Annotated in this window: 26 protein-coding genes and 1 tRNA gene; 14 read left to right on the top strand and 13 right to left on the bottom strand. The window is 69.6% G+C overall.

What is annotated here, in order from left to right; translation table 11 throughout:
• The first annotated feature begins 9 nt into the window (after positions 1-9).
• From ACRYCC_RS38370 to ACRYCC_RS38330, 9 genes are all read left to right on the top strand, one after another.
• On the top strand, positions 10-648 hold the full coding sequence (locus tag ACRYCC_RS38370; protein ID WP_433818987.1) for a TetR/AcrR family transcriptional regulator: 639 nt from the start codon (positions 10-12) through the stop codon (positions 646-648).
• A complete protein-coding gene (locus ACRYCC_RS38365) occupies positions 645-1451 on the top strand; it encodes a thioesterase family protein (protein WP_433818986.1) in 807 nt (268 codons plus the stop codon). Before ACRYCC_RS38370 ends, ACRYCC_RS38365 begins: the two co-directional genes overlap by 4 nt.
• A 282-nt stretch (positions 1452-1733) precedes the next feature.
• Positions 1734-2435 (top strand): TetR/AcrR family transcriptional regulator, encoded by a 702-nt coding sequence (locus tag ACRYCC_RS38360; protein ID WP_433818985.1) that lies wholly within the window; start codon positions 1734-1736, stop codon positions 2433-2435.
• Positions 2436-2657: 222 nt separating this feature from the next.
• Positions 2658-3845, top strand: coding sequence for an amidohydrolase family protein (locus tag ACRYCC_RS38355; RefSeq protein WP_433818984.1), 1188 nt, complete (start codon positions 2658-2660; stop codon positions 3843-3845).
• On the top strand, positions 3842-5053 hold the full coding sequence (locus ACRYCC_RS38350) for a cytochrome P450 (protein WP_433818983.1): 1212 nt from the start codon (positions 3842-3844) through the stop codon (positions 5051-5053). Before ACRYCC_RS38355 ends, ACRYCC_RS38350 begins: the two co-directional genes overlap by 4 nt.
• A 60-nt stretch (positions 5054-5113) precedes the next feature.
• Complete coding sequence (locus ACRYCC_RS38345) at positions 5114-6247, top strand: acyl-CoA dehydrogenase family protein (protein WP_433818982.1); 1134 nt, start codon at positions 5114-5116, stop codon at positions 6245-6247.
• Positions 6247-7416 carry an acyl-CoA dehydrogenase family protein gene (locus ACRYCC_RS38340; RefSeq protein WP_433818981.1) on the top strand — a complete coding sequence of 390 codons (1170 nt, stop codon included), beginning with the start codon at positions 6247-6249 and terminating at the stop codon, positions 7414-7416. The genes ACRYCC_RS38345 and ACRYCC_RS38340 overlap by 1 nt, the downstream gene beginning before the upstream one ends.
• A gap of 45 nt (positions 7417-7461) precedes the next feature.
• A complete protein-coding gene (locus ACRYCC_RS38335; RefSeq protein WP_433818980.1) occupies positions 7462-7602 on the top strand; it encodes a hypothetical protein in 141 nt (46 codons plus the stop codon).
• 98 nt (positions 7603-7700) lie between these two features.
• A complete protein-coding gene (locus ACRYCC_RS38330; protein ID WP_433818979.1) occupies positions 7701-8183 on the top strand; it encodes a hypothetical protein in 483 nt (160 codons plus the stop codon).
• A gap of 71 nt (positions 8184-8254) precedes the next feature.
• Here the strand turns inward: ACRYCC_RS38330 and ACRYCC_RS38325 are convergent, their stop codons facing one another.
• From ACRYCC_RS38325 to ACRYCC_RS38305, 5 genes are read right to left on the bottom strand one after another with little or no spacing between them, the layout of a single operon-like run.
• Positions 8255-11104, bottom strand: coding sequence for a DUF5682 family protein (locus ACRYCC_RS38325; protein WP_433818978.1), 2850 nt, complete (start codon positions 11102-11104; stop codon positions 8255-8257).
• Positions 11101-12219 (bottom strand): ATP-binding protein, encoded by a 1119-nt coding sequence (locus ACRYCC_RS38320; RefSeq protein WP_433818977.1) that lies wholly within the window; start codon positions 12217-12219, stop codon positions 11101-11103. The genes ACRYCC_RS38325 and ACRYCC_RS38320 overlap by 4 nt, the downstream gene beginning before the upstream one ends.
• A 12-nt stretch (positions 12220-12231) precedes the next feature.
• Positions 12232-13593: a vWA domain-containing protein gene (locus ACRYCC_RS38315; protein WP_433818976.1), complete on the bottom strand. Its 1362-nt coding sequence runs from the start codon at positions 13591-13593 to the stop codon at positions 12232-12234.
• Positions 13590-14984, bottom strand: coding sequence for a hypothetical protein (locus ACRYCC_RS38310; RefSeq protein WP_433818975.1), 1395 nt, complete (start codon positions 14982-14984; stop codon positions 13590-13592). Before ACRYCC_RS38310 ends, ACRYCC_RS38315 begins: the two co-directional genes overlap by 4 nt.
• The gene (locus tag ACRYCC_RS38305) at positions 14984-15478 is read right to left on the bottom strand and encodes a hypothetical protein (protein ID WP_433818974.1); all 495 of its coding nucleotides are present in this window, start codon (positions 15476-15478) and stop codon (positions 14984-14986) included. The genes ACRYCC_RS38310 and ACRYCC_RS38305 overlap by 1 nt, the downstream gene beginning before the upstream one ends.
• A gap of 363 nt (positions 15479-15841) precedes the next feature.
• Between ACRYCC_RS38305 and ACRYCC_RS38300 the strand changes: the two genes are divergently transcribed.
• Both ACRYCC_RS38300 and ACRYCC_RS38295 read left to right on the top strand, forming a co-directional pair.
• On the top strand, positions 15842-16267 hold the full coding sequence (locus ACRYCC_RS38300) for a hypothetical protein (RefSeq protein WP_433818973.1): 426 nt from the start codon (positions 15842-15844) through the stop codon (positions 16265-16267).
• Between the two features lie 232 nt (positions 16268-16499).
• A complete protein-coding gene (locus tag ACRYCC_RS38295; RefSeq protein ID WP_433818972.1) occupies positions 16500-16898 on the top strand; it encodes a hypothetical protein in 399 nt (132 codons plus the stop codon).
• Positions 16899-17079: 181 nt separating this feature from the next.
• On the opposite strand, the gene ACRYCC_RS38290 is transcribed toward ACRYCC_RS38295, so the two are convergent.
• Entirely contained in the window at positions 17080-18042 is a 963-nt protein-coding gene (locus tag ACRYCC_RS38290) for an NAD(P)H-dependent flavin oxidoreductase (RefSeq protein ID WP_433818971.1), read from the bottom strand.
• Positions 18043-18307: 265 nt separating this feature from the next.
• Here ACRYCC_RS38290 and ACRYCC_RS38285 point away from each other — a divergent pair, with 265 nt between their 5' ends.
• Complete coding sequence (locus ACRYCC_RS38285) at positions 18308-19975, top strand: serine/threonine-protein kinase (protein WP_433818970.1); 1668 nt, start codon at positions 18308-18310, stop codon at positions 19973-19975.
• A 337-nt stretch (positions 19976-20312) separates the two neighbouring features.
• On the opposite strand, the gene ACRYCC_RS38280 is transcribed toward ACRYCC_RS38285, so the two are convergent.
• The 3 genes from ACRYCC_RS38280 to ACRYCC_RS38270 all read right to left on the bottom strand — a co-directional run bounded on the left by ACRYCC_RS38280 (position 20313) and on the right by ACRYCC_RS38270 (position 22900).
• Positions 20313-20765 carry a hypothetical protein gene (locus ACRYCC_RS38280; RefSeq protein WP_433818969.1) on the bottom strand — a complete coding sequence of 151 codons (453 nt, stop codon included), beginning with the start codon at positions 20763-20765 and terminating at the stop codon, positions 20313-20315.
• A 739-nt stretch (positions 20766-21504) separates the two neighbouring features.
• Entirely contained in the window at positions 21505-22122 is a 618-nt protein-coding gene (locus ACRYCC_RS38275; RefSeq protein WP_433818968.1) for a TIGR03086 family metal-binding protein, read from the bottom strand.
• A 175-nt stretch (positions 22123-22297) separates the two neighbouring features.
• A complete protein-coding gene (locus tag ACRYCC_RS38270) occupies positions 22298-22900 on the bottom strand; it encodes a TetR/AcrR family transcriptional regulator (RefSeq protein ID WP_433818967.1) in 603 nt (200 codons plus the stop codon).
• A 27-nt stretch (positions 22901-22927) separates the two neighbouring features.
• Here ACRYCC_RS38270 and ACRYCC_RS38265 point away from each other — a divergent pair, with 27 nt between their 5' ends.
• Together ACRYCC_RS38265 and ACRYCC_RS38260 are read left to right on the top strand one after the other, a co-directional pair.
• Positions 22928-23668 (top strand): SDR family oxidoreductase, encoded by a 741-nt coding sequence (locus ACRYCC_RS38265; RefSeq protein WP_433818966.1) that lies wholly within the window; start codon positions 22928-22930, stop codon positions 23666-23668.
• A gap of 69 nt (positions 23669-23737) precedes the next feature.
• Entirely contained in the window at positions 23738-24163 is a 426-nt protein-coding gene (locus ACRYCC_RS38260) for a pentapeptide repeat-containing protein (RefSeq protein WP_433818965.1), read from the top strand.
• A 140-nt stretch (positions 24164-24303) separates the two neighbouring features.
• Here ACRYCC_RS38260 and ACRYCC_RS38255 read toward each other — a convergent pair whose 3' ends face one another.
• From ACRYCC_RS38255 to ACRYCC_RS38240, 4 genes are all read right to left on the bottom strand, one after another.
• A complete protein-coding gene (locus ACRYCC_RS38255; protein WP_433818964.1) occupies positions 24304-24825 on the bottom strand; it encodes a YcxB family protein in 522 nt (173 codons plus the stop codon).
• A 66-nt stretch (positions 24826-24891) separates the two neighbouring features.
• Positions 24892-25014 carry a hypothetical protein gene (locus ACRYCC_RS38250; protein WP_433818963.1) on the bottom strand — a complete coding sequence of 41 codons (123 nt, stop codon included), beginning with the start codon at positions 25012-25014 and terminating at the stop codon, positions 24892-24894.
• A 58-nt stretch (positions 25015-25072) separates the two neighbouring features.
• Positions 25073-25145, bottom strand: a tRNA-Glu gene (locus ACRYCC_RS38245).
• An 86-nt stretch (positions 25146-25231) separates the two neighbouring features.
• Positions 25232-26956 (bottom strand): metallophosphoesterase family protein, encoded by a 1725-nt coding sequence (locus ACRYCC_RS38240; protein WP_433818962.1) that lies wholly within the window; start codon positions 26954-26956, stop codon positions 25232-25234.
• Between the last annotated feature and the right edge of the window lie 22 nt (positions 26957-26978).

Here is a 26978-nt window from a genome sequence, read left to right as displayed (position 1 = left end):
GTTGGGCGCGTGCGCACACATGGATGGGGTGGGTCGCCGCCCGCCAGCGATGAGGAAGCGATCCTCAGGATCAAGAACGCGACGCACCGGTGCGTCGAGGAGCACGGCGGGGCGACCTCCATCGCTCATGTCGCCGCGGCTTTGGGGATCAGTCGCCAGACCGTGTACCGGTACTTCCCGAGCACGGACGCGCTGCTGATCGCCGCGGCGCTGGAGGGGACCAGGGCGTTCCTGTCGCGCCTTTCGCGGAGGCTGCGTCCCATCACCGATCCCGGCGAAGCACTGGTCGAGGCGGTGGCCTACACGGTGCACCAGGTGCCGCGGGAGCCGTACCTGCGGTTGTTGCTGGCCGCTGGGAGCGGGCATTCGCTGCTGCGGAGCGTGACCTCGGAGACGGCGCGCGACATCGGGCGGAGGCTGCTGGAGCAGACGGCGGTGGACTGGGATGCCGCCGGGATCGGCCCCGATCAGCTGAACGAGCTGATCGAATGGACTCTGCGGGTGGTTCAGTCGTTCCTGCTCGATCCAGGCGATCCGGCGCGCGGCACCGCGGAGCTTCGCGGTTTCCTCCGGCGATGGCTCGCTCCCGGGGTCGCCGCGGCCGCCGTGCGTCCGCGGGTCGCGGACGGATCGCGGGTGGGATCGTGACGTCCGGGGGCGGCCTGTTCGAGCGCGACGGTGGCCTGGTGGTTCCGACCGATCTCGCGCGTGGTCCGTGGCGCCGGGATGCGCTGCACGGTGCCGCCGTCGCGGGCTTGCTGGCGAGCGGGATCGACGTGCCGGGGCGGACGGTGGTGCGGGTGACCTTCGACCTGCTGGCGCCCGTGCTCAACACTCCGATGGTCCTGGTCACGGCACCGGCCGAGGGCGGCCGGCGGGTGGTGCGGCAGACCGTGACGTTGCTCGCGGGGGAGGTGCCGGTCGCCCGGGCCCAGTGCGTGGCGGTGCGCCGGACCGAACTCGACCTGCCCGAGGGGGTCCTCGGCCACCCGGATCCGTTCGCCGGCATGCCGGTGCCGGATCTGAGCCGCCCCAGGCCCGGTGTCGGCGAGTACATCGGCTGGGAAGGCTTCGACAGCGGCGCCGTGTCGGTGCGGTCGATGACGTCGCCGGATCTCGCCGAGAAGTGCACCGGGCTGTGGATCGGCCTGCTGGTGCCGGTGATCGCCGGTGAGGCGACGCCCGGGATCGCGCGGGTGGCGGCCGCGGCGGACTACGCCTCCACCGCGACGAACGTGAGCCTGCCGTTCGACCGGTGGAGTTTCATGAACGCCGAGCTGAGCCTGCATGTCTCCCGGGAGCCGGCCGGCCCCTGGATCGGGCTGGTGAGCACGGGGGTGGTGCAGCCCAGCGGATGTGGCGTCGGCATGGCCGCCCTCTACGACTCCGCGGGACACCTCGGGCAGTCGGCGCAGACGCTGGTGGTGGAGACCCGGCAACACGCAGGCTGATCGGCCCGCCTCGGGTGGCGCCCGCAGGCGAGGGAGAGTTCGATTCTCATGTTGCGGTAAACCGGAGTGGGACTCTCAGAGAAGCAGCTATGTCGTTCTGTGATCGTAAATCCGCGCCGACTCCCAGAGGTATGAATTCTGTAACCCTCGAGAAGCCGAGTACCATCGACGCGAGATGGCGCTTTTCGGCGGGGCATCGGCCGGCGTGACCATGCGCCCGTGAGGTCGTCACCGCGGATCGTCAGAGTCGGATCGTCAGAGGTTCAGAGTCCTGGAGGCCACATGGTGCGGTCCGACGGCGAGGCCGCCGAAGCCTGGGAGGACGCCGACACGTCGTGGCGGGACCGCGCGCTCGAGCGGTCGCTCCGGGACGCCCGCGCGAAGGCGATGTCACGTAGCCGGCGGTACATCGTGACCGCTTCCCAGATGCTGCAGGAGACCGGGCGCACCGACTTCACCATCCACGAGCTCGTCCAGCGTTCCCGCACGTCGCTGCGGTCGTTCTACCAGTACTTCGCGAACAAGGACGAGCTCCTGCTCGCCCTCCTCGAGGAGACGATCGCCGACTCCGTGTCCCAGTGGCGGGAGGAGATCGCGGGCAAGGACGCGCTCGGCGGCCTGGAGGTCCTGGTGCACAAGATCTACGGCTCCACCGGCAGCGATCCGTGGAACAGGCTGAACCGCGCGCTCGCGTCGTACCACGTGAGCATCGCGCAGCGGGAGCCCAGAGCATATTTCGGGGCGTTCGCCCCGTTGGGCACGATGATCCGGGAGCTGATCGAGCGGGGTGCCGAGGAGGGCATCCTGCGTTCGGACATCCCCCCGCGGAAGCTGACGCCGGTCGTCGTCGAGATGGTCGTCGGCGCGGCGCTGATGAGCGCCCTGGGCGGGCCTCGCTTCGGTGGGGCCTCGGACCCGGACAAGATGTGGGAGTTCTGCCGGTCCGGCCTCGTAGGGCCGCCTCCCGCACCCGGCCGTCCCTGACGTACCCGGCGGTGATCTGACGGCGGCACCGGCCGCCGGCGTGCCCTCATGCTTCCTCTGAAACCGCTTATCGTCATTACGACGATAAGCGGCGATGGTCGATGGGTATCGCTATGTGCTGCCCGATGGTAATTTGATGCTGCTCCTGCTCGGTAAGCATATTCTCGTAAAGCTGTACGCAGGGTTTTCGCATCAGCAGCCACGCCTACGTTGAGGGAAGACATGCCGTCACGCAGCCTCGGGCTCCCGGTCTTCGATGCCGACAACCACTTCTACGAGCCGCGGGAGGCGCTCACCAAGTTCCTGCCGGAGCGGGCGAAGGGCGCGATCGACTATGTCGAGATCCGCGGCCGGACGAAGATCGTGGTGCGCGGTGTGATCAGTGATTTCATCCCGAATCCGACGTTCGAGGTGGTGGCGCGGCCGGGGGCTCAGGAGGAGTACTTCCGTTCGGGCAATCCGGAGGGCAAGTCCTACCGGGAGCTCCTGGGGGAGCCGATGAAGGCAATCCCGGCGTTCCGGGAGCCGGGCCCGCGGCTCGAGGTCATGAACGAGCAGGGGCTGGACTACGCCCTGATGTTCCCGACGCTGGCCAGCCTGGTCGAGGAACGGCTGAAGGACGATCCGGACCTGACCCACGACGTGATCCACGCGTTGAACGAGTGGATGTACGAGACCTGGTCGTTCGACTACAAGGGCCGGATCTTCGCCACCCCGGTGATCACTCTCCCGATCGTGGAGCGCGCACTCGAGGAGCTTCGGTGGTGCCTGGAGCGGGGCGCGCGCACCGTGCTGGTCCGGCCTGCTCCGGTGCCGGGATACCGGGGGAGCCGGTCGTTCGGGTTCTCGGAGTTCGATCCGTTCTGGCAGGCGGCGGTCGAGGCCGGCATCCCGGTGTCGATGCATGCCTCCGACAGCGGGTACGCCGATCTGCTGAACGGGTGGGAGCCCGGCCGCGAGTACCTGCCGTTCCGGCCCACGGCGTTCCGGAGCGCGGCGATGGGCAAGCGTCCGATCATTGACGCGATGCTGGCGCTGACCTGTCATGGGGCGCTCTCGCGCAACCCGAACCTGCGGATCCTGTCGATCGAGAACGGGGCCGACTGGCTGCCGGGGTTCTTCAAGAGCCTCGAGACCGTCTACCGCAGGATGCCCGGCCAGTTCAGCGAGGACCCGGTCCAGGCGTTCAAGCGGTGCGTGTACGTCAACCCCTTCTGGGAGGACGACGTCACCGCTCTCGTCGGCCTGGTCGGTGCCGACCGCATCGTGTTCGGCTCGGACTGGCCGCACGCGGAGGGACTGGCCGACCCGCTCTCCTTCGCCGACGGCCTCGCCGGCCTGTCCCCGGAGGACACCGCCAAGATCATGGGCGGCACCATGATGCGGCTGCTCAAGGTCCAGGCCGCGTGACCGCGGCTGACGGCGTGGAGTTCGACCCGTTCTCCGAGGCCTTCTTCGTCGACCCGTATCCGACCTACAGGTGGATGCGCGACGAGGCGCCGGTCTACTACAACGAGAAGTACGACTTCTACGCGCTGACCCGGTACGAGGACGTTTCCGCGGCGCTGAAGGACTTCGAGACGTACTCCTCGGCACGCGGTGTCGATCTCGCGATGGTGCAGTCCGGCAAGCCCGCGCCACCACTGGTGATCATGATGGACCCGCCCGAGCACAGACGCATGCGTCAGCTCGTCAGCCGGGTGTTCACCCCCCGCGCCATCTCCGCGCTCGAGCCCATGGCGCATGCGCAGATCAAGAGGTTCCTCGGCCAGTGCGACCCCGCCGGTTTCGACGTGGTGCAGGACTTCGCCGCGCTCTTCCCGGTCGAGATCATCACCAGCATGCTCGGTGTCCCGCCCGAGTTCCGCCAGCAGATCCGGCTGTGGCTCGACGTCTTCCTGGAGCGTGAGCCCGGCAGGATCGGGACGACCCAGAAGGGCATGGAGGCCCTCGTCGCGACCGGCGCGTTCTACCACGACCTGATCAAGAAGCGCCGTGCCGAGCCGCAGGACGACATGATCAGCGACCTGATCCGTGCGGACATCATGCGAGAGGGCGGTGAGCGGACAGCACTCGACGACCTGGAGATCGCCGGCTTCGCCACGATGCTCGGCGGTGCCGGTGCCGAGACGGTGACCAAACTGATCGGCAACGCGGTCGTCACGTTCGCCGACCACCCGGACCAGTGGGACGCGCTGCGCGCCGATCGCACCAAGATCCCCGCCGCCGCGGAGGAGATCCTCCGCCACCAAGCGCCCTCGCAGTACAACGTCCGGTACTGCGTGCGCGACGTCGAACTGCACGGCGTGCGGATCCCCGCGGGCAGCGCGGTGCTGCTCATCGTGGGAGCCGCCAACCGTGACGAGCGGGCCTACGCCGACGCGGACGTGTTCGACATCGGCCGGGACGCCCTGGAGCGCCACAACCTGGGCTTCGGCTATGGCATCCACAGCTGCCTCGGTGCGGCGCTGGCCCGCCTGGAGAGCCGGATCGCGCTCGACATGCTGCTCGACTTCATGCCCCGGTTCGAGGTCGACCGTTCGAGGTCGAAGCGCGTCACGATGTCGAACGTGGCCGGCTGGGCGAGCGTTCCGGTCCGGGTGCCGGATGGGCGATGACCTCATCGTCCTCGTTCATCGAGCGGAGTGCCATCGTGCCGTCCGGAAAGTGAGGAGCCCGTGGATCTGCGGCCCAGCGCGGAGCAGCAGCAGCTCATCGACACCTTTGCCGATCTGTACGACGCTCTGGCGCCGCCCGCGGTCGTGCAGGCGGCCGAGCCGTGGGGACACGACGCCGAGCTGTGGCGACGGCTCCTCGCCACCGGTGGCGTGGAGATGGCCCTGCCCGAGGACCACGGCGGGTTCGGCGCGTCCCTGCTCGACCTGGCCCTGGTCGCCGAACAACACGGCCGTCATGTCGCTCCGGCACCGCTGCTGGAGGCGCAGGTCGCCGGGCGGCTCCTGGCACGGCTCGGAGCCCTGCCGGCAACGGTCGACTCCGCCGATCTCGCGCGAGGCCGCCGGCTGGTGACGCTCGCGGTCCGGCCGGCGTCGCCCGGCCGCGCCGGGCTGGTCCTGGCGGGGGCCGTCGCGGACGACGCGATCATGCTGATCGGCGACCGGCTCGTGCTGGTCGCACTGACCGGCCGGGCCACACCGGTACGGAATCTCGGCTGCCTGCCGCTGGCCGACGTGGAATTCGGTACGGACCACGTCGTCCTCGCGGCGGGCCCGACGGCGGTCGAGCTGTTCGCCACCGCCGTCGACGAGTGGCGGGTGCTGACCGCGGCCGCCCTGTCGGGCCTGGCGGCACGATCTCTGGAGATCGGCGTGGAGTACGTCAAGGAGCGCAAGGCATTCGGCCGCGTCGTCGGCGAGTTCCAGGCGGTGGCGCATCGCCTGGCGGACCGCGCATCGGAGGTCGACGGTTGCGGGCTGCTGGTACGCGAGGCCGCCTGGGCGGCCGGGGCCGAACCGGCCCGTGCGGCCGAACTCGCCTCGATGGCGCTGGCCTTCGCCGCCGAGACCGCCCGTGACACCAGCCATGACGCGCTGCACTTCCACGGAGGGTACGGCTTCACGCTCGAGTACCCCATCCAGCTGTACTACCGGCGAGCGCGGACCTGGGCGGCGGTGCTCGAGAGCCCGGCCGCCGGCTACCGGCGGGTCGCGGCACACCACCTTCCGGCCGGAGCCGCGCAGGCCGGATCCGCGCCCGTCGGAGTCCCGTCCGCCGGAGTCCCGCCCGCCGGAGCCGCGACGGCCGGGGCCGGAGACGCGGCGGGAGACACGGTGGGAGGGAGGACGCGGTGATGGACTTCCGGCTCGGGGAGAAGAGCGAGCTGCTGCGTGAGGAGGTACGGGAGTTCCTCGACGAGGTGCTCACACCGGAGATGCTGGAGCGCTGTCACCGCACGGGCGTCAACCACGACGCCGAGTTCTCCAAGGCGGTGCGCGAGCGGGGGTGGCTCGCGCTCGGCTGGCCGACGGAGCTCGGCGGCCAGGGCCGCGACCCGCTGGAGGTCCTCGCCTACACCGAGGAGACGCGGCGGCGCAACGCTCCGATCTACGGGATCAGCACGACGATGATGGTCGCGTACGTCATCAGCCTGCTCGGCACCGAGGAGCAGAAGCGCGAGCTCCTGCCCAAGGCGTTCAACACCGAGATCGTCATCGCGCTCGGCTTCACCGAGCCGGAGAACGGATCGGACGCGGCCGCGGCCGCCACGAGGGCGGTGCGCGACGGTGACGGCTGGCTGATCACCGGTTCGAAGATGTTCACGACCAACGCGAGCGTCGCCGACTACGTGTTCATGCTCGCGCGCACCAACCCCGATGCCCCCAAGCACCGTGGGCTCACGACGTTCCTGGTGCCGCTGGACCAGCCGGGCGTCGAGATCCGGGGGGTGGAGACGCTGTCAGGTGAACGAACGAACATCACCTTCTACAACGACGTCTTCGTCAGTGACGCGCTGCGTATCGGCGCGGTCGACGGTGGCTGGCGGGTGATGACCGCGGGGCTGGCCTCCGAGCACACCGCCTCCTTCAGCGGTGAGCAGCATCGTCTGGTCGAGGCGCTCACCCGATGGGCGTGCGCCACCGCCGACGGCGACGGGCGACCACGGTCAGCGGACCCCGACGTGCAGGAACGGATCGGCCGGTCCCGCACCGAGCTTGAGGTCTCCAAGCTGCTGCTCCGCCGGGCCGCCCTGCTGCGGGCCCAGAAGGACCCGTCGCTGGTCGGAAGGGGATCGATGTCCAAGCTGTTCAGCACCGAACGCCTGCAACGCCAGGCGGAGGAGACGCTGGAGCTGGTGGGGCCCGACGGGGTCCGGGCGTTGGACGACCCCACGGCCATCGAGGGCGGGATCATCGAGCACATGGTCCGGCATGCGAAGGGCACCACCATCTACGCCGGTACCAGCGAGATCCAGCGCAACATCATCGCCCAGCACGCGCTGGGTCTCCCTCGTCCAAGCTGACCGGGCACCTCCAGGCCACTCCGCTCCGACCCTCCAGGAGTTCGCATGACCACCGACCTGCCCGAAGGCACAGCGTGTCGGCCCACCGTGCAGAGCACCTACCGCGAGGTGGCCGGGCAGTGCCGGGCGTACTCGCTGCGCCGGCGCAACGTGCCCAGGCCGTCGATCGCCGTGGCGGAGCGGTAGACGTCATGGCCGCTCGGTCCTTCGATTCCGGCAGCCGAAGCGTTCAGGGAGTACACCGCCACGCTCACGCGGCGAGCGGTTCCTGGGCCGGACGGCCGTTGCGGCGCCGGCTCGTGGTGGTCACGCCGAGCCTGTCCGAGGCCGTGCGGTTCGCGGGCGGCCTGGTGTTCGACCGGGTGATGGACGGCTGGGACGTCACGGTTCTCAGAGCGGACCACGCCGACTCCAGGCCCGTACGGATCCTCGGGGCCCGCGTGGCGTACCTGGAGCCGGTGCTGGCCTCGCCGGTCCGGGGCAGCCCGCAGGCCATCGCGGTCCATGCGGACCTGTACGACTCCGACGAGCGGGTCCGGCGGATGGTGCTCGACGCCCATGACCAGAGGTCGGCCGAGGTGAGCCTCTGGGGCGACCCGCGGTCGGCGGACGCCGACGAAGCCGGCTCGGTACGCCACCGGCTGAGCGTGGCGGCACAGGCATTCAAGGCGCAGGCCCTGGTCGCGGCCGCTGTGCCGGCCGATGCCGAAGGGGCGACCGAGCTGTTCCGACACTGGCGGCCTCATCGCCGCGCCGACCCCGGCTGAAGCGATCCGGAACGAGCGGAGGCGAGGGGCCCGGCGTCGGGTCACCGGCCGGGCGCGGGCTACCCGGCCGGTCACCGCCGGAGCAGTTCCGCGACGGCGGCTGCGGTCTCGGTGTACCGGGCCGGTAGCGCGCCCACCTGGTGGCGGTCTCGAGGAGATCCGCCGGCGGGGTCCATGGTCGGCCGCCATCCGGTGTCGTAGCCGAACAGCCCGGCAACGGCGTCGCACGCCGCCGGCTGGGCGGCCACGAGCTCCGCCACCGCCTGGGACGACGAGAAGACCGGATCGCCCGCCGCGTCCGGCACCGGCGGCGCCGACCGCGCGGCCCACGGCGGCGACCAGGCGTCGATGGCGGGCAGAGCGGCGGGGAACGTACGGCCCGCCTCGCGTACGAGCACCGGCACCAGCTCGTGCGCTTGATCGCGCAGCGTCGTGATCAGTTTGGGCAGCCACGGGAGCAGCACCGTATCGGGCAACCGGGCGAATGCCTTGGACATCGCCTCGACCACGAAAGGTGCCAGAGCCGGCGCAGGTTCCAGCGCCTGGACGAATCCGCTCAGATACAGGGGGATGGCCGGGACGACGAGCGGGTTGGCCAGCAACTCGTCGCACCGCGACCGCAGCTCGGCCAGTGGCAGCAGGCCGACCTGGGACCTTGCCGCCCACAGCAGCGCCACCTTGGCCGGTGCCTCCGGATGCGACTGCTGGACGGCGAGCTCGAGCTGGGTGTGATCACATCCGAGCGACAGCGCGAGGCTCTCCATGCTGAACAGGAAGCCGAGCATGGCGGCCACCTGGCGCACCCCGGTGTCCTCGTCCACGAAGGCGGTCGGCAGCAACGTGCAGTAATGCGCGTAGCCCGCGGCCACGAACCTTTCGCACCACTCCGGCAGCGTCGGCTCCGTGGCGCGGTAGTGGGTGAGCAGCCTGCGGATCCGCCGCAACACCTCGGGGGCGTCGTCCACGGTGCGCTCCGCGGCCAGCAGCTCCACGGCCCGGGTGCCGAGGTCATCGCTGATCCGCCGGCTGCCGAGGTAGAGGATGGCCTCCTCCACGGCCTCCAGCGCGATGGCGGCGGTCGCCTTGGGATCCCCCACGGTCCGGCGCAGTCGCTGCTCCAGCACCTGCTCGATGGTGACGCCCTCGTAGCCGAGCTCGACGATGGATCGCTGGTGACGACCGATCGCGAGGTCCCAGCTCTCCTGGATCGGCCGTTCGTTCAGCCGCCGGGCCCCCATGATGGGGCGGACGGCGTCGTCCGGCAGCAGGCGGCGCAGCACCCACAGCAGGTCGGAGCACGGCACCAGTTCCGGGTCGGCGCCGAGGTCGAGGAGCGCCCGCTGGATCGTGCGTTTCCCCAGGTCGAGCCCCAACGGCTCCAGCCGGTCCAGCACATCGCGGGCCAGCGGCGGGAGCGACTCGTAGCCGACCTGCCCGACCCGGTCGCCGCCCAGCAGGATCTCGCAGAGGCGGCGTACGTCGCGGCGGCCCGGCACGGCGTCCTTCTCGATGCACGTGACCGCGGCGTCCTCGAAGTCGTACGGAGTGGGGCGGCTCCGGCCGCGCAGGCCCGCCAGCAGGATCGACGTCTCGAACACGGCGATGGCGTCGGCCGTGCTCGCCAGATAGCCGTTGCGGCGGGCCAGCCGGACGATGTCCACGCACCAGCCGAGCAGTTCGGCCTCGTCGAACTCGCCCCGGCGGGACGGCTGCGCGAGGAAGCCGGACAGGTGGTCGGAGACCGGTGCCTGTGGGTCGTGCGCCGCAGGGCGAGCACGGGCGGTCCTCCTGGGCTTCGTCCCCTTCTGGCCTTCGAGCCGGTACGGCGTGACACCGCTGCTCTTCACCGCCTTGGACCAGGTCGCCGCGGCGATCGACACCGAGCCGGGGGCCAGCCCGAACTGCGACTCGATGGCGGAGTGGCTGGAGGGGATCAGCCCGTACCGCCAGCGGGTCGCCGTGCGGGGCGTGATCTCGTACGGCTCCGCCGGCTGGGCGGTCAGCCCGAACTGTTCGACCCGGCTGGCCGCGTGGAAGGCGCCGCAGACGTACAGGCACTGCGCCGGGTCGGTCCCGGATGTGGCGAGATGCTCGCGCATCCGGGTCCACATGTAGCGTTCGCGGTCCTCGTCCCGGTCATCCCGCGCGTCGCGGTCCGGGCGCAGCCTCCGGAACAGGCTGCCGATCATGACCATGACCTGCCGGTAGGTGTTGTAGTCGGCGCCGACCAGGGCCTGCTCCACGTACTGGTCCCACCACTCGGACCAGTGCCGGACCTTGCCGTGGTGGAGCAGGTGCTCCTCGAGTTCGGCGAAGCGGGGCCGCAGGTCACCGATCTCGATGCCGACCGCGTCGCCGTGCAGGGCCGCGTCGTCGCCGCCGGCGGGCGTGGGTTCGGGCGGTTCGCGCGGCGTCCACTGGAAGACGTGATCGGTGGAGCGGTCGACCAGCACCAGCTCGACGCCGGGTGTGTCCAGGGCGTAGGAGATGGCCTGGTACTCGGCGGACGCCTCGGTGATGGGCGCGATGACGCTGAGCGGCGCCCAGGCCGAGGGAAAGTCGTCGAGTTCGGTCGCGAACGCCTGCAGCGCGATGGGCAACCGGCAGTTGCGCAGCTCGCCGAGCAACGGCCGCAGGTCCTCGCACAGCTCCAGATAGATGACCTTGGGCTGCTTCTCGCGCAGCCGCCCTACCATCGCCAGCGCCGAGGCCGGAGAGTGGTGGCACACCGGGAAGATCTCGAGCTCCTCCCGCAACGCCCGGTCGACGTCGTCGACCATGCCCGCCAGGATGCCGGGCACCGTGCCCGCGCCGCCAGGGGATGTCGCGGACGTCGTGGCGAAGGCGGCGGCGGCATCGAGCAGCCGCTCGCGGAGCGCGCCGAATGGACTCGATGTGCTCGCCGGAACCGGGTCGCTCATGACAGCGTCGCGATGGCCTGGCGCCCGCCTTCGAGGAACTCCTGCCAGGGTCCGCCGTCGTCCTGCTTGCTGCGCGGCTCGACGACGCCGTGCCAGAACTTGTTCAGGATGGCCAGGTCCTCGGGGCTGCGGCGGGCGAGCGAGCCCACCAGCGAGCCGGCGAGCGTCCCCGCGCGCAGCGTACGGTCGCCGAAGAACTGGCTGTGCAGGATGGCGTCCTCGAGTACCCCGATCTGCTCGGCGGTGGAGAGCGCCGACTCGAGCTTCTCGTCGTCGCTGGTGGCCGACGCCGCCGCGGCCCGCAGGTCGGCGAAGCTCTGCAGCAGGATGTCCAGCAGGGTGGGCGGCACGTCCAGGTCGATCTGGTGCCGGCGCAGCAGTTCCGTGGTGCGGAACCGCACGATCTCCGCCTCGCTGCGTTTGCTCGTCACCATCGGAATGCGGACGAAGTTGAACCGCCGCTTCAGCGCGGAAGAAAGGTCGTTCACGCCGCGGTCCCGGCTGTTGGCCGTAGCGATGATCGAGAAGCCTGGCTGGGCGAAGACGATGTTGTCATCGTCGAGTTCCGGGACGGACACGTACTTCTCGGACAGGATGGAGATCAGCGCGTCCTGCACGTCGCTGGTCGAGCGGGTCAGCTCCTCGAAGCGGCCGATCACGCCCTGTTCCATCGCCGTCATGATCGGCGAAGGGATCATCGACTCGCGTGACTGGCCCTTGGCGATCACCATCGAGACGTTCCACGAGTACTTGATGTGGTCCTCGGTGGTGCCGGCCGTGCCTTGGACGACCAGGGTCGAGTTACGGGAGATGGCGGCCGAGAGCAGCTCGGCGAGCCAGCTCTTGCCGGTGCCCGGGTCGCCGATGAGCAGCAGCCCGCGGTCCGAGGCGAGCGTGACGATGGCGCGTTCGACGAGGCTGCGGTCGCCGAACCACTTCTGCGGGATCTCTCGGTCGAGCCCGTCGGAGCGCTCGGAACCGAGGATGAACAGCCGGGTCATCCGGGGGCTGAGACGCCAGGAGAACGGCTTGGGCCCGTCATCGAGGGACTCCAGCCAGTCGAGCTCCTCGGCGTACTTCACCTCGGCAGGGGCGCGCAGCATCTCATCGGTCATTGCTTCGATCTCCTAAGCGAGGAAGTTCTTCAGCTCGAACACGAGCTTGCGGATGTGACCTGAGATCACGGGGGTGCCCAGATCCTTGAGGCGCTGGCGGAACCAGGGGTTCACGCTCTGGTGCCCTGAGCTGTTCACCGAGCCGACCGGGATGAACTTCACCCCTGAGCGGTGCACCGCCTCGATGCCGTCGAACAGCGGCTGCGACCGGTCGAACTCGTAGAAATCGGAGATCCAGACCATCACGGTGTTCCGCGGGTCGGAGATCTTCGGCGTCGCCATGGCCATCGCGACGGGGCCGTCGTTGCCGCCGCCGAGCTTCGTGCGCAGCAGCACCTCGAACGGATCGTGCACCCAGGGGGTCAGATCGAGCGCCCGGGTGTCGTACGCGATCAGGTGGACGTCCACCTTGGGCAGGCCCGCGAAGATCGACGCCAGGATGGTGCAGTTCACCATCGAGTCGACCATCGACCCCGACTGGTCGACCACCACGATCAGGCGCGCGGGCGTGGTGCGCTTGGCGGTCTGCCGGTAGAACAGCCGGTCGACGTACAGCCGCTCGTCCTCAGCGCTCCAGTTGGGGAGGTTCTTCCAGATGGTCCGCTTGAGGTCGAGGTTGCGGAACACCCGTTTCGGCGGCACCGACCTGTCGATCGTGCCGACGCTGGTCTGCTCGACCTGGGTGCGCAGGACCTCGGCGACCTCGTCGACGTACCTGCGGATGAGCGCCTTGGCGTTGGCGAGGGCGACCCCCGACAGGTTGGCCTTGTCCCGTAGCAACTGCTCGATGAGCGACATGCTCGGCGTCAACCTGCGGGCCAGCATCGGATCGGCCAGCACTTCGCGCAGCCGCATCCGGCTGACCAGGTCGCTCTCCATGGTGGACAGCACACCGGTCAGCTCGGCCGCGCCGTCGGTGCCGAGCGCCTGCTTCAACCAGCCCGAGTCCTGCTGCCAACCGGCCAGCTGGGTGGCGGTCACGCTGCCGGTGCCGGTGGAGAACACGTTGAGCAGGAGCTTGGAGACCAGGGCCGCCCGGCGCACCCGCCGCCGTGGATCGTCGTCGGTGCCGTCTTCAGGGGCCATCAGGCCCTGGAGCTCGGCTGCCAGGCCGGGAAAGCGCTGTACGAGGTTGTCCACCGACACGGCCGGATCGAGCAGCGCGGGCGGCAGCCCGAGGTCATCGACGATGGCCACGCTGGCGGCCTCCAGCGCGGGCTGCTCCTCGTGGTCGAACATCCGCGCCAGGAGCCGCCAGTAGAGAACCTGCCGCCGGTTCTCATCCGCCTCGCTCAAGGCCGTCTCGCTTCCGTGCGTGTCGCCGTTGTTCTCGTCGTTGTCGTTGTTCTTGTCGCTCGGGCCGGTGTCGCTCATCGCCGCAGCAGCCGCCCGGCGCGCTCCCGCAGCACGGCCACCGCGTCACCGGCCGCGGCCTCGGCCTTGACCGCCTTCGGGTCGGTGGGACCGAGCGCCCAGTCGCCGTTGTGCGCCGACACGGGCTTGCGCTTGATCGTCGCCTGGACCGCGAGCGGCTGCAGCAGCCACCGGCCGCCGTCCCAGCGGAGCAGGCCGATGCACGCCGAGGAGGCCGCCACCAGCGCGGGCGTGAGCGGCCCGCAGGCCGGGAGCCGGTCCAGGTCGAGGGCGAGGGTGTTGCCGTCCAGATCGAGCACGCCGCCATCGGTCGTATAACCCTCCAGCAGCACCGGCTCGGCGATGCGCACCGGATGGCGGTCCAGGGGAGGCACCGCCGGGGCCAGCGCCCCGGCGAGCTGGATCCGGGCCGTCTCGAAGGGGGAGGCCGGCTCGCCCATGGTGGCTTGGCCGTCTCGCCACAGCAGGTCGCCGCTCGCCAGGACGGGCAGGTCGGTGAGGTTGACGCTCCGGTGCTCGGCCAGCGCCGTCAGGAGCACCGGATGTCCCTGCAGCAGCCGCCACAGCGCCGGGCCCACGATCGTGTCGACCTTCGCGGCGCCCACACTCGTCCGTACCAGGCGGGGTGCTGCGCCACCGGTGGGCTCGAGCACCCCGTGCACCTGTATCTGCACCGCGGTGCCGTGTTCGTGCACGTCCACGCCGAGCGGCAGCAGCCGCCCCGACACCGGGCCGGCGGGCGCGGAGCCGGCCAGGCCGCCCGGCTGTGACGACAGCAGGCCACGGGCCCACAGGTCGGCCCAGCGCCGGGCGGGCAGCCGCTCCATCGTCGCCACCGGGCACGACGCCCGTAGCTCCGCGGCCAGGCCGTCGAGGAGCACCGCCGGCCGCCGCAGAGCGGGTTCGGCCAGCAGTGCGGCGATCACCTGGTCGGAGGCGGAGACGAGGTCGTGGTCGACTCCCCGCCAGCCGGTGATGGCGAGCTCCTGGAGCCAGGACCGGCACCCGGCGAGCAGGTTCTCCGCCGCCGGTGCCGCCGCGGAAGGGGGCCCCTCCCACGGTGCCCGGGTCCGGCCGAGCGCCGCGTCGAGCCGGGCGAGCTGTGCGTCGTGCACCGCACCCAACAACGCGGTACGGCCACCGGCCAGCACCGCCAGCTGCTCCTCCGCGATCGAGCCCGCAGTGATCTTCTCGGCCGCCTCGTCCACCGCCGGGCCCAGCGGTGTGGCCCGCAGCGCGCCGGCCAGCGCGGCGAGCGACCCGGCACGCCGTTCGTCGAGCCGCGCGAGCCCGTGCACCAGGGCATCGTCGAACCCGGCCACCAGATCGAGTGTCTCCTCGATACCCGGCTCGGACCCGTCGAGCAGTTCCGCGAGCTGCACACCGAGCATCAGCGAACCACCCCCATCGCGGGGAACCAGTGCAACTCGGCGATGGGCTCCGTGGTGTTCGGCAGTTCCAGATAGGCGAGGTGGCGCAGGAAGCGGCTGAACACGACCGCCGCCGGCGCGGACTCCGGAGCACCGCGCAGGCAGCCCATCAGATCCTCGCCGTCGCCGACCTCGACATGCAGATATCGGGCGACGCGGCCCAGGCCGTACTGCAGCACCGCTTCATCGACGAGCGCCCGCAGGTGCTTGCACGGTGCGCCGCGCAGCCCGCCGCACGGCCGGTTGTTGTTGGTGCTGCAGTTGTAGCCGTGGGTCCGCGCGGCGATCGATGAGACGTACACCCGGGCGATGTCCGAACCACTGGACACGACCCCCTGCAGCCTCCCGTCCGCCAGCTCGACGAATGGAACCTTCGCCAGCTTGCGGGGCCGGATGGGAGGAACCACCCGGACCACGCTGCTCTGGTCGCCCACTGCGGTGTCCGCGTCCGTCACTCCTGACCCCCGGCCGGGCACCGGTGCGGCCGGCCGGGGGCCGGCAACCCACCTCCCAGGGGACGCGGTGAGTGCCCGAACCGATTCACCACCTGATCTGCGCGCACGCCATGCATCGACATGGAAGCCTCTCTTCTCGGCGGGTCCGGGAGACAGCATCGCGGACGCCGGTGACATTTCCCGGGCGCCGCCGAGGCCGTACCAGCGCAGTGCGTCGACCTCACCGGGCGGCCGGCAGCGCCGTGCGGCGCCTGATCGCCTTGAGCCCTTCCGTCCAAACCGGCCCATGCGGACAACGTGGCGGATCCGACCGGTCGTTGGACGGTACGGCTCATGATCCGTACTGGTAAACGCTTGTCCCTGTTGGCCGCCGTGCTTCCCGCCTTGACGCTGACGACCGTGCTCGCCTCCAGCACGCCGGCGAGTGCCGCAGGTCCGTCATGTGGGAGTGGCTACGCCTGGCGCAGCACCCATTCGATCTACGTGGCCTCCAAGGTCCGCGGCTACCTCAAGGTCTACTACAACTCCTCCAACGGCTATAACTGCGCGCTGGCCATCCGTAAGGGCTCGACCCCGCTCTACAACATCCAGCTCAAGCTCTGCGTCTACAACACGGCCAGGACCAAGTACGCCAACTGCAAGTACGACGGGTACAGCAAGAGGAACCACTGGTACGCCGGGCCGCTCTACGTCTGGGCCCGCCATCGATGCCTCTACGTGCGCGCCTTCATCAACACCGACGGCGCGAACAAGGGTGAGGTCACCGGCAAGAAGGTCCACTGCGGTTAACGTCGATCGGCTGTGGCCGACCTCGATCGGCACCGTCACAGCCGCAGGCGCCCTGCGCGACCGGCCGGCTGGTGGTCACCCGTCGGACCGGGCCGCCGTTTTTCGGCGGAGTTGTGTGAGCGGGTTTTCGGAATCAGGCGGAACCGCCTCTGCGCCGGAGGTGTCGAAGAGACCGATCCGGACGGCGGCAGGAACGGTTCGTCGCCGGCGAAACGGCAAGGAGTCGATTTTAGTGCGTACACCCCTGATGAGGATCGTCGGCGTCGGTGCCCTCACCGCGGCGCTGGCACTGTCCGCCACCGCGTGTTCAGGCGGCGGAGATAAGAAGGCGGCCTGCGACAAGTTGCAGAAGACGATCGCGGATGTCGGTCGTAAGGGCATGACCCAGATCAATGATCCGGCTGGACTGGCTCAGACGTATGCAGAGGCAGCCGGCACCTTGCGGCAGGAGGGCAAGGAGGCCGGCGACGGTGACGTCGAGAAGGCGGCGAACCACGCCGCGACGGCGCTCGAGACGATCGGCCAGCAGGTGAAGACGGCGGCGAGCGGTGGCAGCACCACACCACAGATGCCGAATTCGTCGGGTCTGATCAGTGCCGGTATTGAACTGAAGTCCGCCTGCGGAGGCTGACCGCGCGGCCAGGGCCGGTACCTTCCGGTACCGGCCCTGTTCATGCACCAATGCCCACCTGGATCGGGGCTCAGTTCATTGAGTCAGGAGCTATGAACTCGAGCGGAAGCTGGAGCCCGAGCCGGGTGTAGATCTGCAGTTGGTCGTAGTGGACGCGCTGACTCCTGATCGACCGTTCGGGTCATCGCCTTCCCGCTCGGGCCAGCGCGTCCTCGGCCTGGGCGGCGAGGGTGCCGACGAGATCGGCTGCGGAAGGCCGGTCGTTGATGAGATCGATGGCTTCGCCGGCCCACACCGGCAGCGGGGGTATCTCGCCTTGCGTCACGCCCTCTTGGTAGGCCTGCTTGGCCTGGGGATCGGCGGCGAGTTCGGCTTCCCTGCCGCGCCATTGATCAAGGAAGGGGTGGCCGAGGGTGCGGGCGGTGTATCTCGACGGCCACGCCGAGCCTCGGGCGATATCGAGCACACGGCTGCGCTCGGTGTCCTCCCCGCGTCCCTCGACGATCGCCGTGGCGGTCGAGGGGGCGACCAGGGCCTCGGTCGTGGACAGAAAACGGGTACCGATGAGCGCTCCGGCGGCCCCCAGAGCCAGGACGGCGGCCACGCCGCGGCCATCGGCGATCCCGCCGGCCGCCAGCACCGGCACCGGGGCGGCCAGGTCCACCACGACCGGCACGAACGGCAACGTCGACCGCCCATGCCGAGCGCCATGCCCACCGCTTTCGGTCCCCTGCGCCACGATGACATCGGCGCCCAGGTCCACCGCCCGTCTGGCCTCCTCCAGATCGGTGACCTGAACGATCAGCGCCGCACCCGCCCGGCGGATGCGTGCAGCGAACGGGCTCGGGTCTCCAAAGGACAGCATCACCGCCCCGGGGCCGTACTCCAGCGCACGCTCGACCACCTCGACATCGATCGCCCAGGTCAGGAAGCCGATACCCCAGGGCCTCCCGGTGCACTCGGCAACGATTGGCAGCTCGCGGGCCAGCCAGTCCCGATCCCCGTTTCCGCCGCCCAGCAGCCCGAGCCCTCCGCCGCGCGAAACAGCCGCCGCCAGCGCACCACCGGCCGACCCGCCCATCGGCGCCAGGACTATCGGGTGCCGCACACCGAACAACTCCGTGAATGCCGTCGACAACGCCATGACCGCAATCATCACCCCTTGCCGGCGTACGCGGCCATCAGACAGGTCAACAGGCCACCGACGCCGAGTGGCACGGAGATCTGCCGGCCTCCCTGGAAGGGACGCGGATCAGCCGGTGCCTCTCAGCGGCGATCTCGGCCCTTCGATCACCAGCCGGTGCCGTAATACGCCGCCCCTATGTACCCGAAGTGTGTCGGAACGTGACGTCTCTCTGCAAAGCTGCGCTATGTGGGGTGAAACGGTTGGCACGGGGCGAGGGAGAACAATGGCTGAATGGCGGGTGCCGGGGTTCGTCGAGCTTCGGGAGCTCGGTGCGGGGGGTCAGGGCCGAGCGGTGTTGGTGCGGGAGGAGCGGTCCGACCGCCCCGCCGTGCTGAAGTACGTGCGGTACGCCGGTGATCGAGATGCTCTGGACCGGTTCCGTCAGGAGTCGGTGTTGCTCAAGCGGGTGCGGTCTCCGTACGTCGCCCAGTGGTTCGGGCACTTCGAGGACACGGCGGACGCGGCGATCCTGATGGAGGCCGTGGACGGTGTCTCGTTGCGCGACGTACTGGCCGAGAAGACGAGCCTGACACCCGAGGCGGCGTTGGCGATCCTCAAAGGGTCGTTGCTGGGGCTCGCCGCGGCCCACGCCGTAGGGGTGGTGCACCACGACTACAAGCCCGCCAACGTCGTCGTCACCGGCGACGGCCACAGCAAGCTCATCGACTTCGGGATCGCCGCGCTGGCCGGCAGTTCGGCGGGCGGCTCGGGTACCCCGCCTTACATGGCGCCCGAGCAGTGGGAGTCCAACGTCGCGACCCCGGCCACCGACGTGTACGCGGCGACCTGCGTGTTCTTCGAATGCGTCACCGGCCGCCAGCCGTACCTCGCACCCAGTCAGCCGATGCTCAGGTACGCGCACGCCAGCGCCCCGATACCCGTGGAGACCGTGGACGAGGCGCTGCGCCCGCTCCTCACCCACGGCCTGGCCAAGGCGCCGGAGGAGCGTCCCGCGAGCGCGGCGGAGTTCGTGGCCGAGTTGGAAACGGTGGCCACCGCCGCCTACGGCACCGACTGGGAGGACCGCGGGATTCGAGCGCTGGCCATCTCCGCCGCCGCGCTGGCCGCGTTGTTCCCACTCGCCGCCCTCACGCTCTCGATCGGGGGTGCGGCATCCGGAGGCGCGGGTGCCGCCGGGGTGGGCGCCGTGAGTGCCGCGGGCGCGGGCACCGCGGGTTCGGGAGCGGCAAGCGCGGGCGGCACCGTCGCCGGCAAGTCGTTGCTGGGCAAACTCACAGGCGTGAAAGCCGCCGTCGCCGCGGGGACCACGGCCGTCGGCGCCGCCGCAGTGATCGCCGCCGTCGTCGTCGCGGCCCCCACCAAGAAGGCTTCCGCTCCCGCGCCGACCCCGGCGGCGTCGATAGTGCTGCAGTCCTTCAGCTACCAGACCATGAAGCTCCGGCTGCCCCAGACCTGGAAGACGACGACGCTCACGACCGGCACCACCATCGACGACCAGGTCGGCATCAGCCCCGGCAACGGCTGCCGGATCGTTCACTACTGGCAGACGGGCTGCCCCCATGTGAGGATCATGGGATCCAAGAGCATCGACTTCTACTTCGGCGACGGCACCCCGTACGACACCACGCGCGGCGGCTACTTCCCCGCAGGCGGCATCATGCAGTGCCCGGGGACCAAGCTGTGGATGTACGGGTCGTCCCTCATCAACGGACGCTCGACCTGGAAGGCGGTACAGGTCGGTGGCCGCGAGGCGCGCTACTGGGAGTTCCAGGTCCCCTGCGGGCCGAAGATGCCCACCGGGACCGAGGACAAGGCCACCCTCACCTTCACCCAGCGCGAGTGGTATCTCCCGCAAGCCAAGATCCTCGTCATCACCAACGGCCCGATACCCGGCTGGGACGCCATCCTGACCGCCGCCCAGTGGACCTGACTCGCCACCCGAAAACCCGCCACATCTGCGTCCGGTCTGGGCCATCGGCCCGTGTCAGACGGTGGCGAGTGCTTCGGTGGGGGTGAGGCGAGCGGCGCGGCGGGCGGGGTACAGGCCCGCCAGGGCGCCGATGGCGACGGGGGCGAGTGCGCCGCCGGCGATGGCCTGGCCGGGCAGCGCGAGTGGCCAGCCGCGGTAGGTGGCGAAGCCGAGGCAGACGGCCAGGCCGACGAGTACCTCTCATGAAGGTCGTCTAAAGGCGGGCGCCGCGCGGCAGAGGGATAACCCGTGATCCCGGCCGCCGCACGGCACATTCCGCCTGAGCGGATGAGTGACTTCAGAAGGTCCAGCACGCCGAGTAGGGGCCTGGGAGGATGTTCGCCGGAATGAAAAGGATCCACTCCCAGGGCAGGAAGTAGTGGATCCTGCAGTACGGGGCCCACCCGTCGACGTACGGGCCGAGCACGTCCCAGCCGAAGGTCGGGCCCGACGCGGCGAGCGAGGAGATCGCAGCCTCCGGCGCCCCCTTCGCGCGGAGCTGGGCGGTGATCTGCTCACGCTGCGCCGGCGAGAGCTTCGTGCACGTCTTGTGCACCGTGACGGTACAGACCGGTTCGGACTTGACTGCTGCCTCGGCCGGGACGGCGCTCAGCGTGAGCGCCCCGGTCAGCGTGAAGGCCGCAGCGATCGAGGCCACTCGTGAGATCACCTTGCCGCGATGGCAGGCCGCGAAGGACATCCGAATCTTGTCGGTGGTCATGAGGGTGATCAGGAATGCTTTCAGTCGCACGTGGTCTCCTACGAGATCGTTTCCTACGGCTCATCGGGGGTGCGCCAGGTTCGGCCTTGCTGTCGTGGGGGTGGGACCGCCGTCTCGCGAAGGACGGTCAGGATGGGGGTGCGCACCGTCTGGGTGGGATTTCGGCTCTTCGGGTGTTCGGGAGACACCCAATGATGAACACTAGCGTTCTTGGATCTCGAAGGCCAGTGTAAGAGCGGCCTCTGGAACTCAGGTGACGGTGGATGCGGTGGGGACCGAGTGAACCGCCCGCCCTGACCACACCGATGTGGTGATCTCTCCTGGCCCCTATGAAGCACCGCGACTGGGCCCCGTTTTCGACAGGTGGCCATCGGAGATTGCGGAGATTCAACCGTTCCGGAGCGCCGTGGCCAGCCGCGCCTCGGCACGTTCCCGCTGCTTGTAGAGCGTCTTCGCAGGAGTCGCGCAGCCGCGGGCGCAGTCGGCCATCGGTACGCCCTCCAGCCGGGTCGCTTTGATCAGGCAGCGACGGAGGCGTCGGAACCATCCTCAACTCACGCATGACGGCGACTTGCGGCTACCGGCGTTCGATCCGCAGTGCCCTGTCCGACCCGTCAGTTGGCCATCTGCCGTTGGCGGCGTTCCCGACTCCCGGGTGCCCACCGTTTGAGCATCCTTCAATTCGGCACGAGTACGCGTCGCTCACCCCTGAAAGACCGCCGACCGATCGGCACTCTTACTGCGGCATGAGATGACGTGGGTTGCGCTCTCACCGGCCGCGTTCGGGTGTCCTGCCCATGCGGTGCAGCAGTCGTTGCTGTTCGGACGCCTCGTCGGTGGGCACGCCCTGCGGGGCGGCGAAGAACCGGTGAGTCGTGTCGACGTCGGTAGGGGTTTCGGCCAGGCCGGCGTAGATCTCCTCGAGATGGTCGTTGATCCAGGTGATCAAGCTGAGGTCGAGGCGGTCATCGGCACCGATGGCTCGTGCGAGATCCCACGTGTGAACGGTGCTGTCAGTTGTCCTCACGGCCAGCGCCTGCCGCCCGGCCACCTTGCCCAGGGGGTAATCGAGGACTCTGTCCAGAGCACCCGGCTCGGCGAACGCCGCGGCGCACACTCGCACCGAACGTTCGTACGCACCGACCGGGTCGGTGCCGAGCGCGTCGGCCTCCCGCAGCCGTAGGAACTCCGTCCTCGCGCCACCGTGCAGCAGGCTCACGTAGTTGAGATTCCCGCGCGCCATGTGGTTGACCAACTGCCGCACGTTCCACTCCGTACACGGAGTCGGCCAAGCCCATTGCTCGGACCGCACCGCCCGTAGTCTCCGCTCGAACTCCGCACTGGCCAGCACGAACCGATCAACGAGCCCTTCGAGAAAGTCACCCATGCAACGCAGCGTGCCCGTCACCGGCACCCAGGGCTGGCGGAAACCGGACATCACATAACGTTCATCCGCACCTCGGCACGGGCGATACCGCCTAGACGATCAAGACTGTCGGAGGCCGGTCGCGCGATCTGCGACATGACCGTGCCGCACGGACGGCGCCCGCGGCGCATTCGCTTCAGGGGCGGTGTGCGCGGAGACCGTCGACGAGGATCGACAGCAACCGCGGCCCTCGCGCGTCGAGTTCGGCGTCGTCCAGCCGCGACAACCAGCTGATGAGCACGATGACGTCGCGGGCTTCGGCGTCAGCGCGGACGCTGCCGACCGAGCGACCGGCGGCCAGCAGCAGTTCCACCGCCTCGCCGATCGGGCCGAGGCTGTGGGCGGCGAGGTCACGCCACGTCGCCGCCTCGATGGCGGCGAACACGTCGCGTTTGATCCGGGCGTAGGCGGCCACGCGGTCGAACCACGCCGCCAACGCATCCAGCGGCTGGTGAGTTGCCAGCAGACGCGGAGTCGCGGCAACCAGATCTTCCACCTCACGGCGGTACACCTCGGCGAGGAGGTCCTCACGTGTCGGGAAGTGCCGGTACAGCGTGCCCTGCCCGATACCGCAGGCCTTGGCGACCGCGTTGAGCTTCAGCTCTCCCGGCTCGTGCATGAGATCGCGTGCCGCTTGAAGGATCCGTTCGCGGTTGCGCTGTGCGTCCGCACGCCGCGTTCCGCCGCTTTTGACAGAACCGGACACGTGTCCGCTAAGGTCGTCGGTATAACCGGACATGTGTCCCATTCTAGCTGGAGGTTCTGCATGACCATTCACGGCAAGGTCGTCGCCATCACCGGCGCCAGCAGCGGAATCGGTGAAGCAACAGCTCGCCACCTGGCCTCACTCGGTGCGACCGTCGTCCTCGGAGCCCGTCGCACCGAGCGGCTGGACCGGCTCGTCGCCGAGATCGAAGCCGCCGGCGGCACGGCGGCCGCCACGCGCGTGGACGTCACCCATCCCGACGACCTCCACTCACTCGTCACCATCGCGGTCGAGCGCTTCGGCCGGCTGGACGTCCTGGTGGGCAACGCCGGGATCAGCAGGATCAGCTCCATCGCCGACCTGGACGTCGAGGGGTGGTCGGCGATGGTCGACGTGAACGTCAAGGGGATCCTGCACGGGATCGCCGCGGCCCTACCGGTGTTCCGCCGTCAGGGCAGTGGTCACCTCGTCACCGTCGTCTCGACCTCCGGCCTGAAGATCGTCCCCACCCAGGCGGTGTACGCCGGGACGAAGAACGCGGTACGCACCCTCCTGGAGGGCCTGCGACAGGAGAGCACCGACGGGGTCCTGCGGACGACGTCGATCTCCCCGGGCTACGTCCGCACCGAGCTCATCGACAACGCCGTCGACGATCCGACCGTGCGCGAGCAGGCCAGGCAGAACATGGCCGAACTCGGCATCGACCCCACGGCGGTGGCTCGGGCGATCGCATTCGTGATCGACCAACCCGACGACGTCGAAATCGGGGACCTGACCATTCGACCGACTCGCCAGGGCTGAGTGACCCACTCATCGGCATGCGAGGGCGCCTCCAGTCGAGACGATTCTCGGGATGAGGAGCCTGGCACGATGGCGGTCATGTCCCACGAGGCGACGCCGAAGCAGATACTGGGCTTGCTTCCTTACGGCGCGGCCGTCAAGCGGCAGGTGTTCGATGGGCAGGATCTGGCGTCGGTCCGGACGCGGCAGTTGCGGTTCGACCGCTGCTCCTTCGTTGGAGCCGACCTGCGCCACGCGACTCTCGATGGATGCTCGTTCAAAATGTGCGATTTCCGAGGAGCCGACCTGCAGGGGGCGTCGTTGCGAGGTGTGAGCCTCGCCGGCTGCGATCTTCGTGAGGCTGATCTGCGCGACGCTGACCTCACTGGGGGACGTCTCGGATTCGTCAACACCGGCGTCCACCCGTATGGCCTGACCGACGTCACCGGTGCCGATCTCGGGGGTGCTGTCCTGCATGGTGTCCAGGTCGACCAGGTCATCGGATGGGCCGAGTAGAAGAACGACCTGCCACCTGGCTTGCCAGGGCTTTCCTGAGCGGCTGTCGAAAACCGGGGTGCCGGGCGGTGTTTCAAGGATGCATGGGATCGGGTGACCCCCCGTCGGAGGGTGTTCGATCTAGGCCTGATTGCTCTGGGTCACGCTCGGGTGGAGTTCCGGTCGAGGACGGCTTGCAATCGGTCGAGGTCCGCCGGTGTTGCGGCGCCGCGCTTGGGAAGGACGACGAAGCCGATGCCGTGCTTGTCGGGCGTCATCAGTACGAACAGCTCATCCGTCTCTGCATACCGGGTGAGCATCGGCCACTGGTACCTCGTCTCGGTATCCCGTGAGGTCACCCGCACCCCGCTGGTGTCCACGATGGCCTGGAATTCCCCCTGTGTGGCGACCATCCTGTATACGCGCCGCCCTCGGAGCGTAGGAAGCAGCACATACATACCGATGAGCAGGGCCAACCCCGCGAGGCAGCGCACGGTCGAGCCGGGCTCCCTCGACCCCGTAAGGTTCGTGACAAGAACGCCCAGCACAATGATCGCGCCGGCCAGGAGAATCCCGTTCTGTAGCCGTCCAGACGGGGTGGCTCGCATCCGCGCGCGGATCGCCCCCACCGCGTCCGCGGTCGTCGGCAGGTAAGCCAACTCCACTGCGCTCGTTTCCTGCACGGACACTCTCCCGGTTTGTCGCGCTGCCGAGCCGCGATTGTAACGGGACCATTGGACGGGCCCGCGCTACGCCTTGTTGAGCCGTCCGATCGGCACGCCCGAAGGGACCGGCACCCACGCCGCACGCCCGTAGGGCGCGCCGGAGCGGGCGGCTGCCTCGGCGCGCAGCGCCGTCGCCTTGATCTGCATTTGAACAAAGCAGAGGCCCAGGCAGAGAACATTCTCTGACCTGGGCCTTCGTAAGCCGTGCCCCCAACGGGATTCGAACCCGTGCTACCGCCTTGAAAGGGCGGTGTCCTAGGCCGCTAGACGATGGGGACCTTGGCACTGACCCTCGGAAAGCCTCCCTGAGGGCGCCTGACAAGCATAGGGGACAACCGGCGCGGGTACGAAAGCGATTTGCCGTCTATCGGCGAGACAGCGCTGACGAGAGGGACGAGCTGACCGGCGGGAGCGACGCACCCGCCGGCGCCCCCGGCACAGGAGCAGCAGGCGCAGGAGAGCCAGGCGCAGGCGAGCCGGACGCACCCGGCGAGCCGGAGCCGGGAGAGACAAGGCCAGGGGAGCCGGAGCCCGGCGAGCCGGAGCCGGGAGAGGGCGAGGACGGGGTGGGGGTCGGGGGAGGCCCCAAGGTCCGGTCGGGTTGCTTCTCCAGGGTCCGCTCGATCTGGGCCGAGGTGAGGCCCAGGCCGCCCAGGCGGAAGTCGTCCCAGCCTTGCAGGCGGTGGGTGGACCGGTTGAAGTAGAGGATCGACAGCTCGATGGGGGTCGGCTGCTCGCCTTCGAGGCCGCGCAGGCCCGCACCGCCGGTGGAGCCCTGCACGAAGAGCCGGGTGCCGGAGGGCAGCAGCCGGGTGGAGCGCTGGTGGGTGTGGCCGGAGAGCACCAGCGGGGCGATCCCGTCGAACGCCTGCCCCTCGGACGGGTCGTGGGTGAGGACGACGTCCGGGGTGACGCGGGCGGCGTGCAGGCCCGCGGCCAGCCGGGAGCCGGTCTGCGCCATGGTGGAGGCCGCCACGCCGTCGTCTCGGGTGGTCTTGTCGGGGGTGAATCGCGGGTCGCCGACGCCCCAGATGCGGAGCCCGCCGACCTCCTTCATCGTGCCGTCCAGGACGACCGCGTTCTTCTGCTGCCCCACGGCGGCCTGGATCGAGCGGGAGTCGTGGTTGCCGCGGATGAAGACGTACGGGACCTTGAGCGAGGCGATGTCGTCGGCGAACCGCTCTTCCGGTTTGGAGCCGTGGTCGCTGAGGTCGCCGGTGTCGATGACGACCTGGATCTGGAACTGTGCGGCGATCGAGCGGATGATGCTCCACGCCACCGGGTTGAGGTGGATGTCGGAGACGTGCAGGACCCGGAGGGTCGTCGGATCGGGCTCGTACGTCGGGAGCGTGGAGGTGGCGGCGTACAGCCGGGAGACGTTGCCAACCAGCTGGGCGAGCTGCACCCGGTACTCGGAGAACTTCCGGACGATCGTCTTGGCGTCGCCGACGACCTGCGGGGCGTTGGCCAGGAGGCCCGTGTAGCGCGGCTCCACGACGGACTGGGGGTTGAAGGTGGCCCCGGCCAGCCCGCCGACGATCACCATGCCGAGCAGCGCCGATCCGCCGGAGAGCAGGGCGGCCCGCCAGGAGCGGAACATGACCATTCCGGCGAACAGGGCGCAGACCACCCCGAAGAGCGCGGCCCGGAGGGTGAGCAGGATCAGGCCGTGCCGGACCTGCCCGGCGACCGTGTCGGTGAGCCGGTCGAGTTCACCCGGGTTCTCGATCAGCCGGCGGGACGGCTCGGGGCGCAGCTGGGCGACCTGGGCCTGGAGCCGCAGCGGTCCCCAGTGGCTGTTGAGCCGCAGCGTGCCCAGCGGCGGGATCTCGATGACCGTGCCGCCGTTCCAGGACGGCCGTACGGACATCGCCACGTCGGCCGGTCCCACCGGGGTCTGCACATGGCCGCCGAGCAGCATGCCCACCCAGCCGCCCAGCAGGCCGACCACCATCACGGTCAGCATGCGCAGCGACCGCACACCGGACAGCCTCGTCCACACCCGGCGCGGTACCCGGCAGACCGCCCGGAGCCAGGCCGGTAGCCGGATACGACCGCGGATCCACTCTCGGGTCCGTCCGAACGCCACAGGGCCTCTCCTTCTTGATTGG

The organism is Actinomadura scrupuli (assembly GCF_050971785.1).
GTDB classification, from domain to species: Bacteria; Actinomycetota; Actinomycetes; order Streptosporangiales; family Streptosporangiaceae; genus Actinomadura_E; species Actinomadura_E scrupuli.
Note: the sequence above shows the minus strand (reverse complement) of the source record. Positions and strands in the feature narration are given on the sequence as shown.

Coding starts and splice junctions, on each gene's coding strand:
- ACRYCC_RS38325 (WP_433818978.1), bottom strand. CDS start 11,104: ATGAGCGACCCGGTTCCGGCGAGCACATCGAGTCCATTCGGCGCGCTC.
- ACRYCC_RS38320 (WP_433818977.1), bottom strand. CDS start 12,219: ATGACCGATGAGATGCTGCGCGCCCCTGCCGAGGTGAAGTACGCCGAG.
- ACRYCC_RS38265 (WP_433818966.1), top strand. CDS start 22,928: ATGACCATTCACGGCAAGGTCGTCGCCATCACCGGCGCCAGCAGCGGA.
- ACRYCC_RS38335 (WP_433818980.1), top strand. CDS start 7,462: ATGACCACCGACCTGCCCGAAGGCACAGCGTGTCGGCCCACCGTGCAG.
- ACRYCC_RS38270 (WP_433818967.1), bottom strand. CDS start 22,900: ATGTCCGGTTATACCGACGACCTTAGCGGACACGTGTCCGGTTCTGTC.
- ACRYCC_RS38290 (WP_433818971.1), bottom strand. CDS start 18,042: ATGGCGTTGTCGACGGCATTCACGGAGTTGTTCGGTGTGCGGCACCCG.
- ACRYCC_RS38355 (WP_433818984.1), top strand. CDS start 2,658: ATGCCGTCACGCAGCCTCGGGCTCCCGGTCTTCGATGCCGACAACCAC.
- ACRYCC_RS38360 (WP_433818985.1), top strand. CDS start 1,734: ATGGTGCGGTCCGACGGCGAGGCCGCCGAAGCCTGGGAGGACGCCGAC.
- ACRYCC_RS38310 (WP_433818975.1), bottom strand. CDS start 14,984: ATGCTCGGTGTGCAGCTCGCGGAACTGCTCGACGGGTCCGAGCCGGGT.
- ACRYCC_RS38285 (WP_433818970.1), top strand. CDS start 18,308: ATGGCTGAATGGCGGGTGCCGGGGTTCGTCGAGCTTCGGGAGCTCGGT.
- ACRYCC_RS38275 (WP_433818968.1), bottom strand. CDS start 22,122: ATGGGTGACTTTCTCGAAGGGCTCGTTGATCGGTTCGTGCTGGCCAGT.
- ACRYCC_RS38315 (WP_433818976.1), bottom strand. CDS start 13,593: ATGAGCGACACCGGCCCGAGCGACAAGAACAACGACAACGACGAGAAC.
- ACRYCC_RS38250 (WP_433818963.1), bottom strand. CDS start 25,014: ATGCAGATCAAGGCGACGGCGCTGCGCGCCGAGGCAGCCGCCCGCTCC.
- ACRYCC_RS38340 (WP_433818981.1), top strand. CDS start 6,247: ATGGACTTCCGGCTCGGGGAGAAGAGCGAGCTGCTGCGTGAGGAGGTA.
- ACRYCC_RS38260 (WP_433818965.1), top strand. CDS start 23,738: ATGGCGGTCATGTCCCACGAGGCGACGCCGAAGCAGATACTGGGCTTG.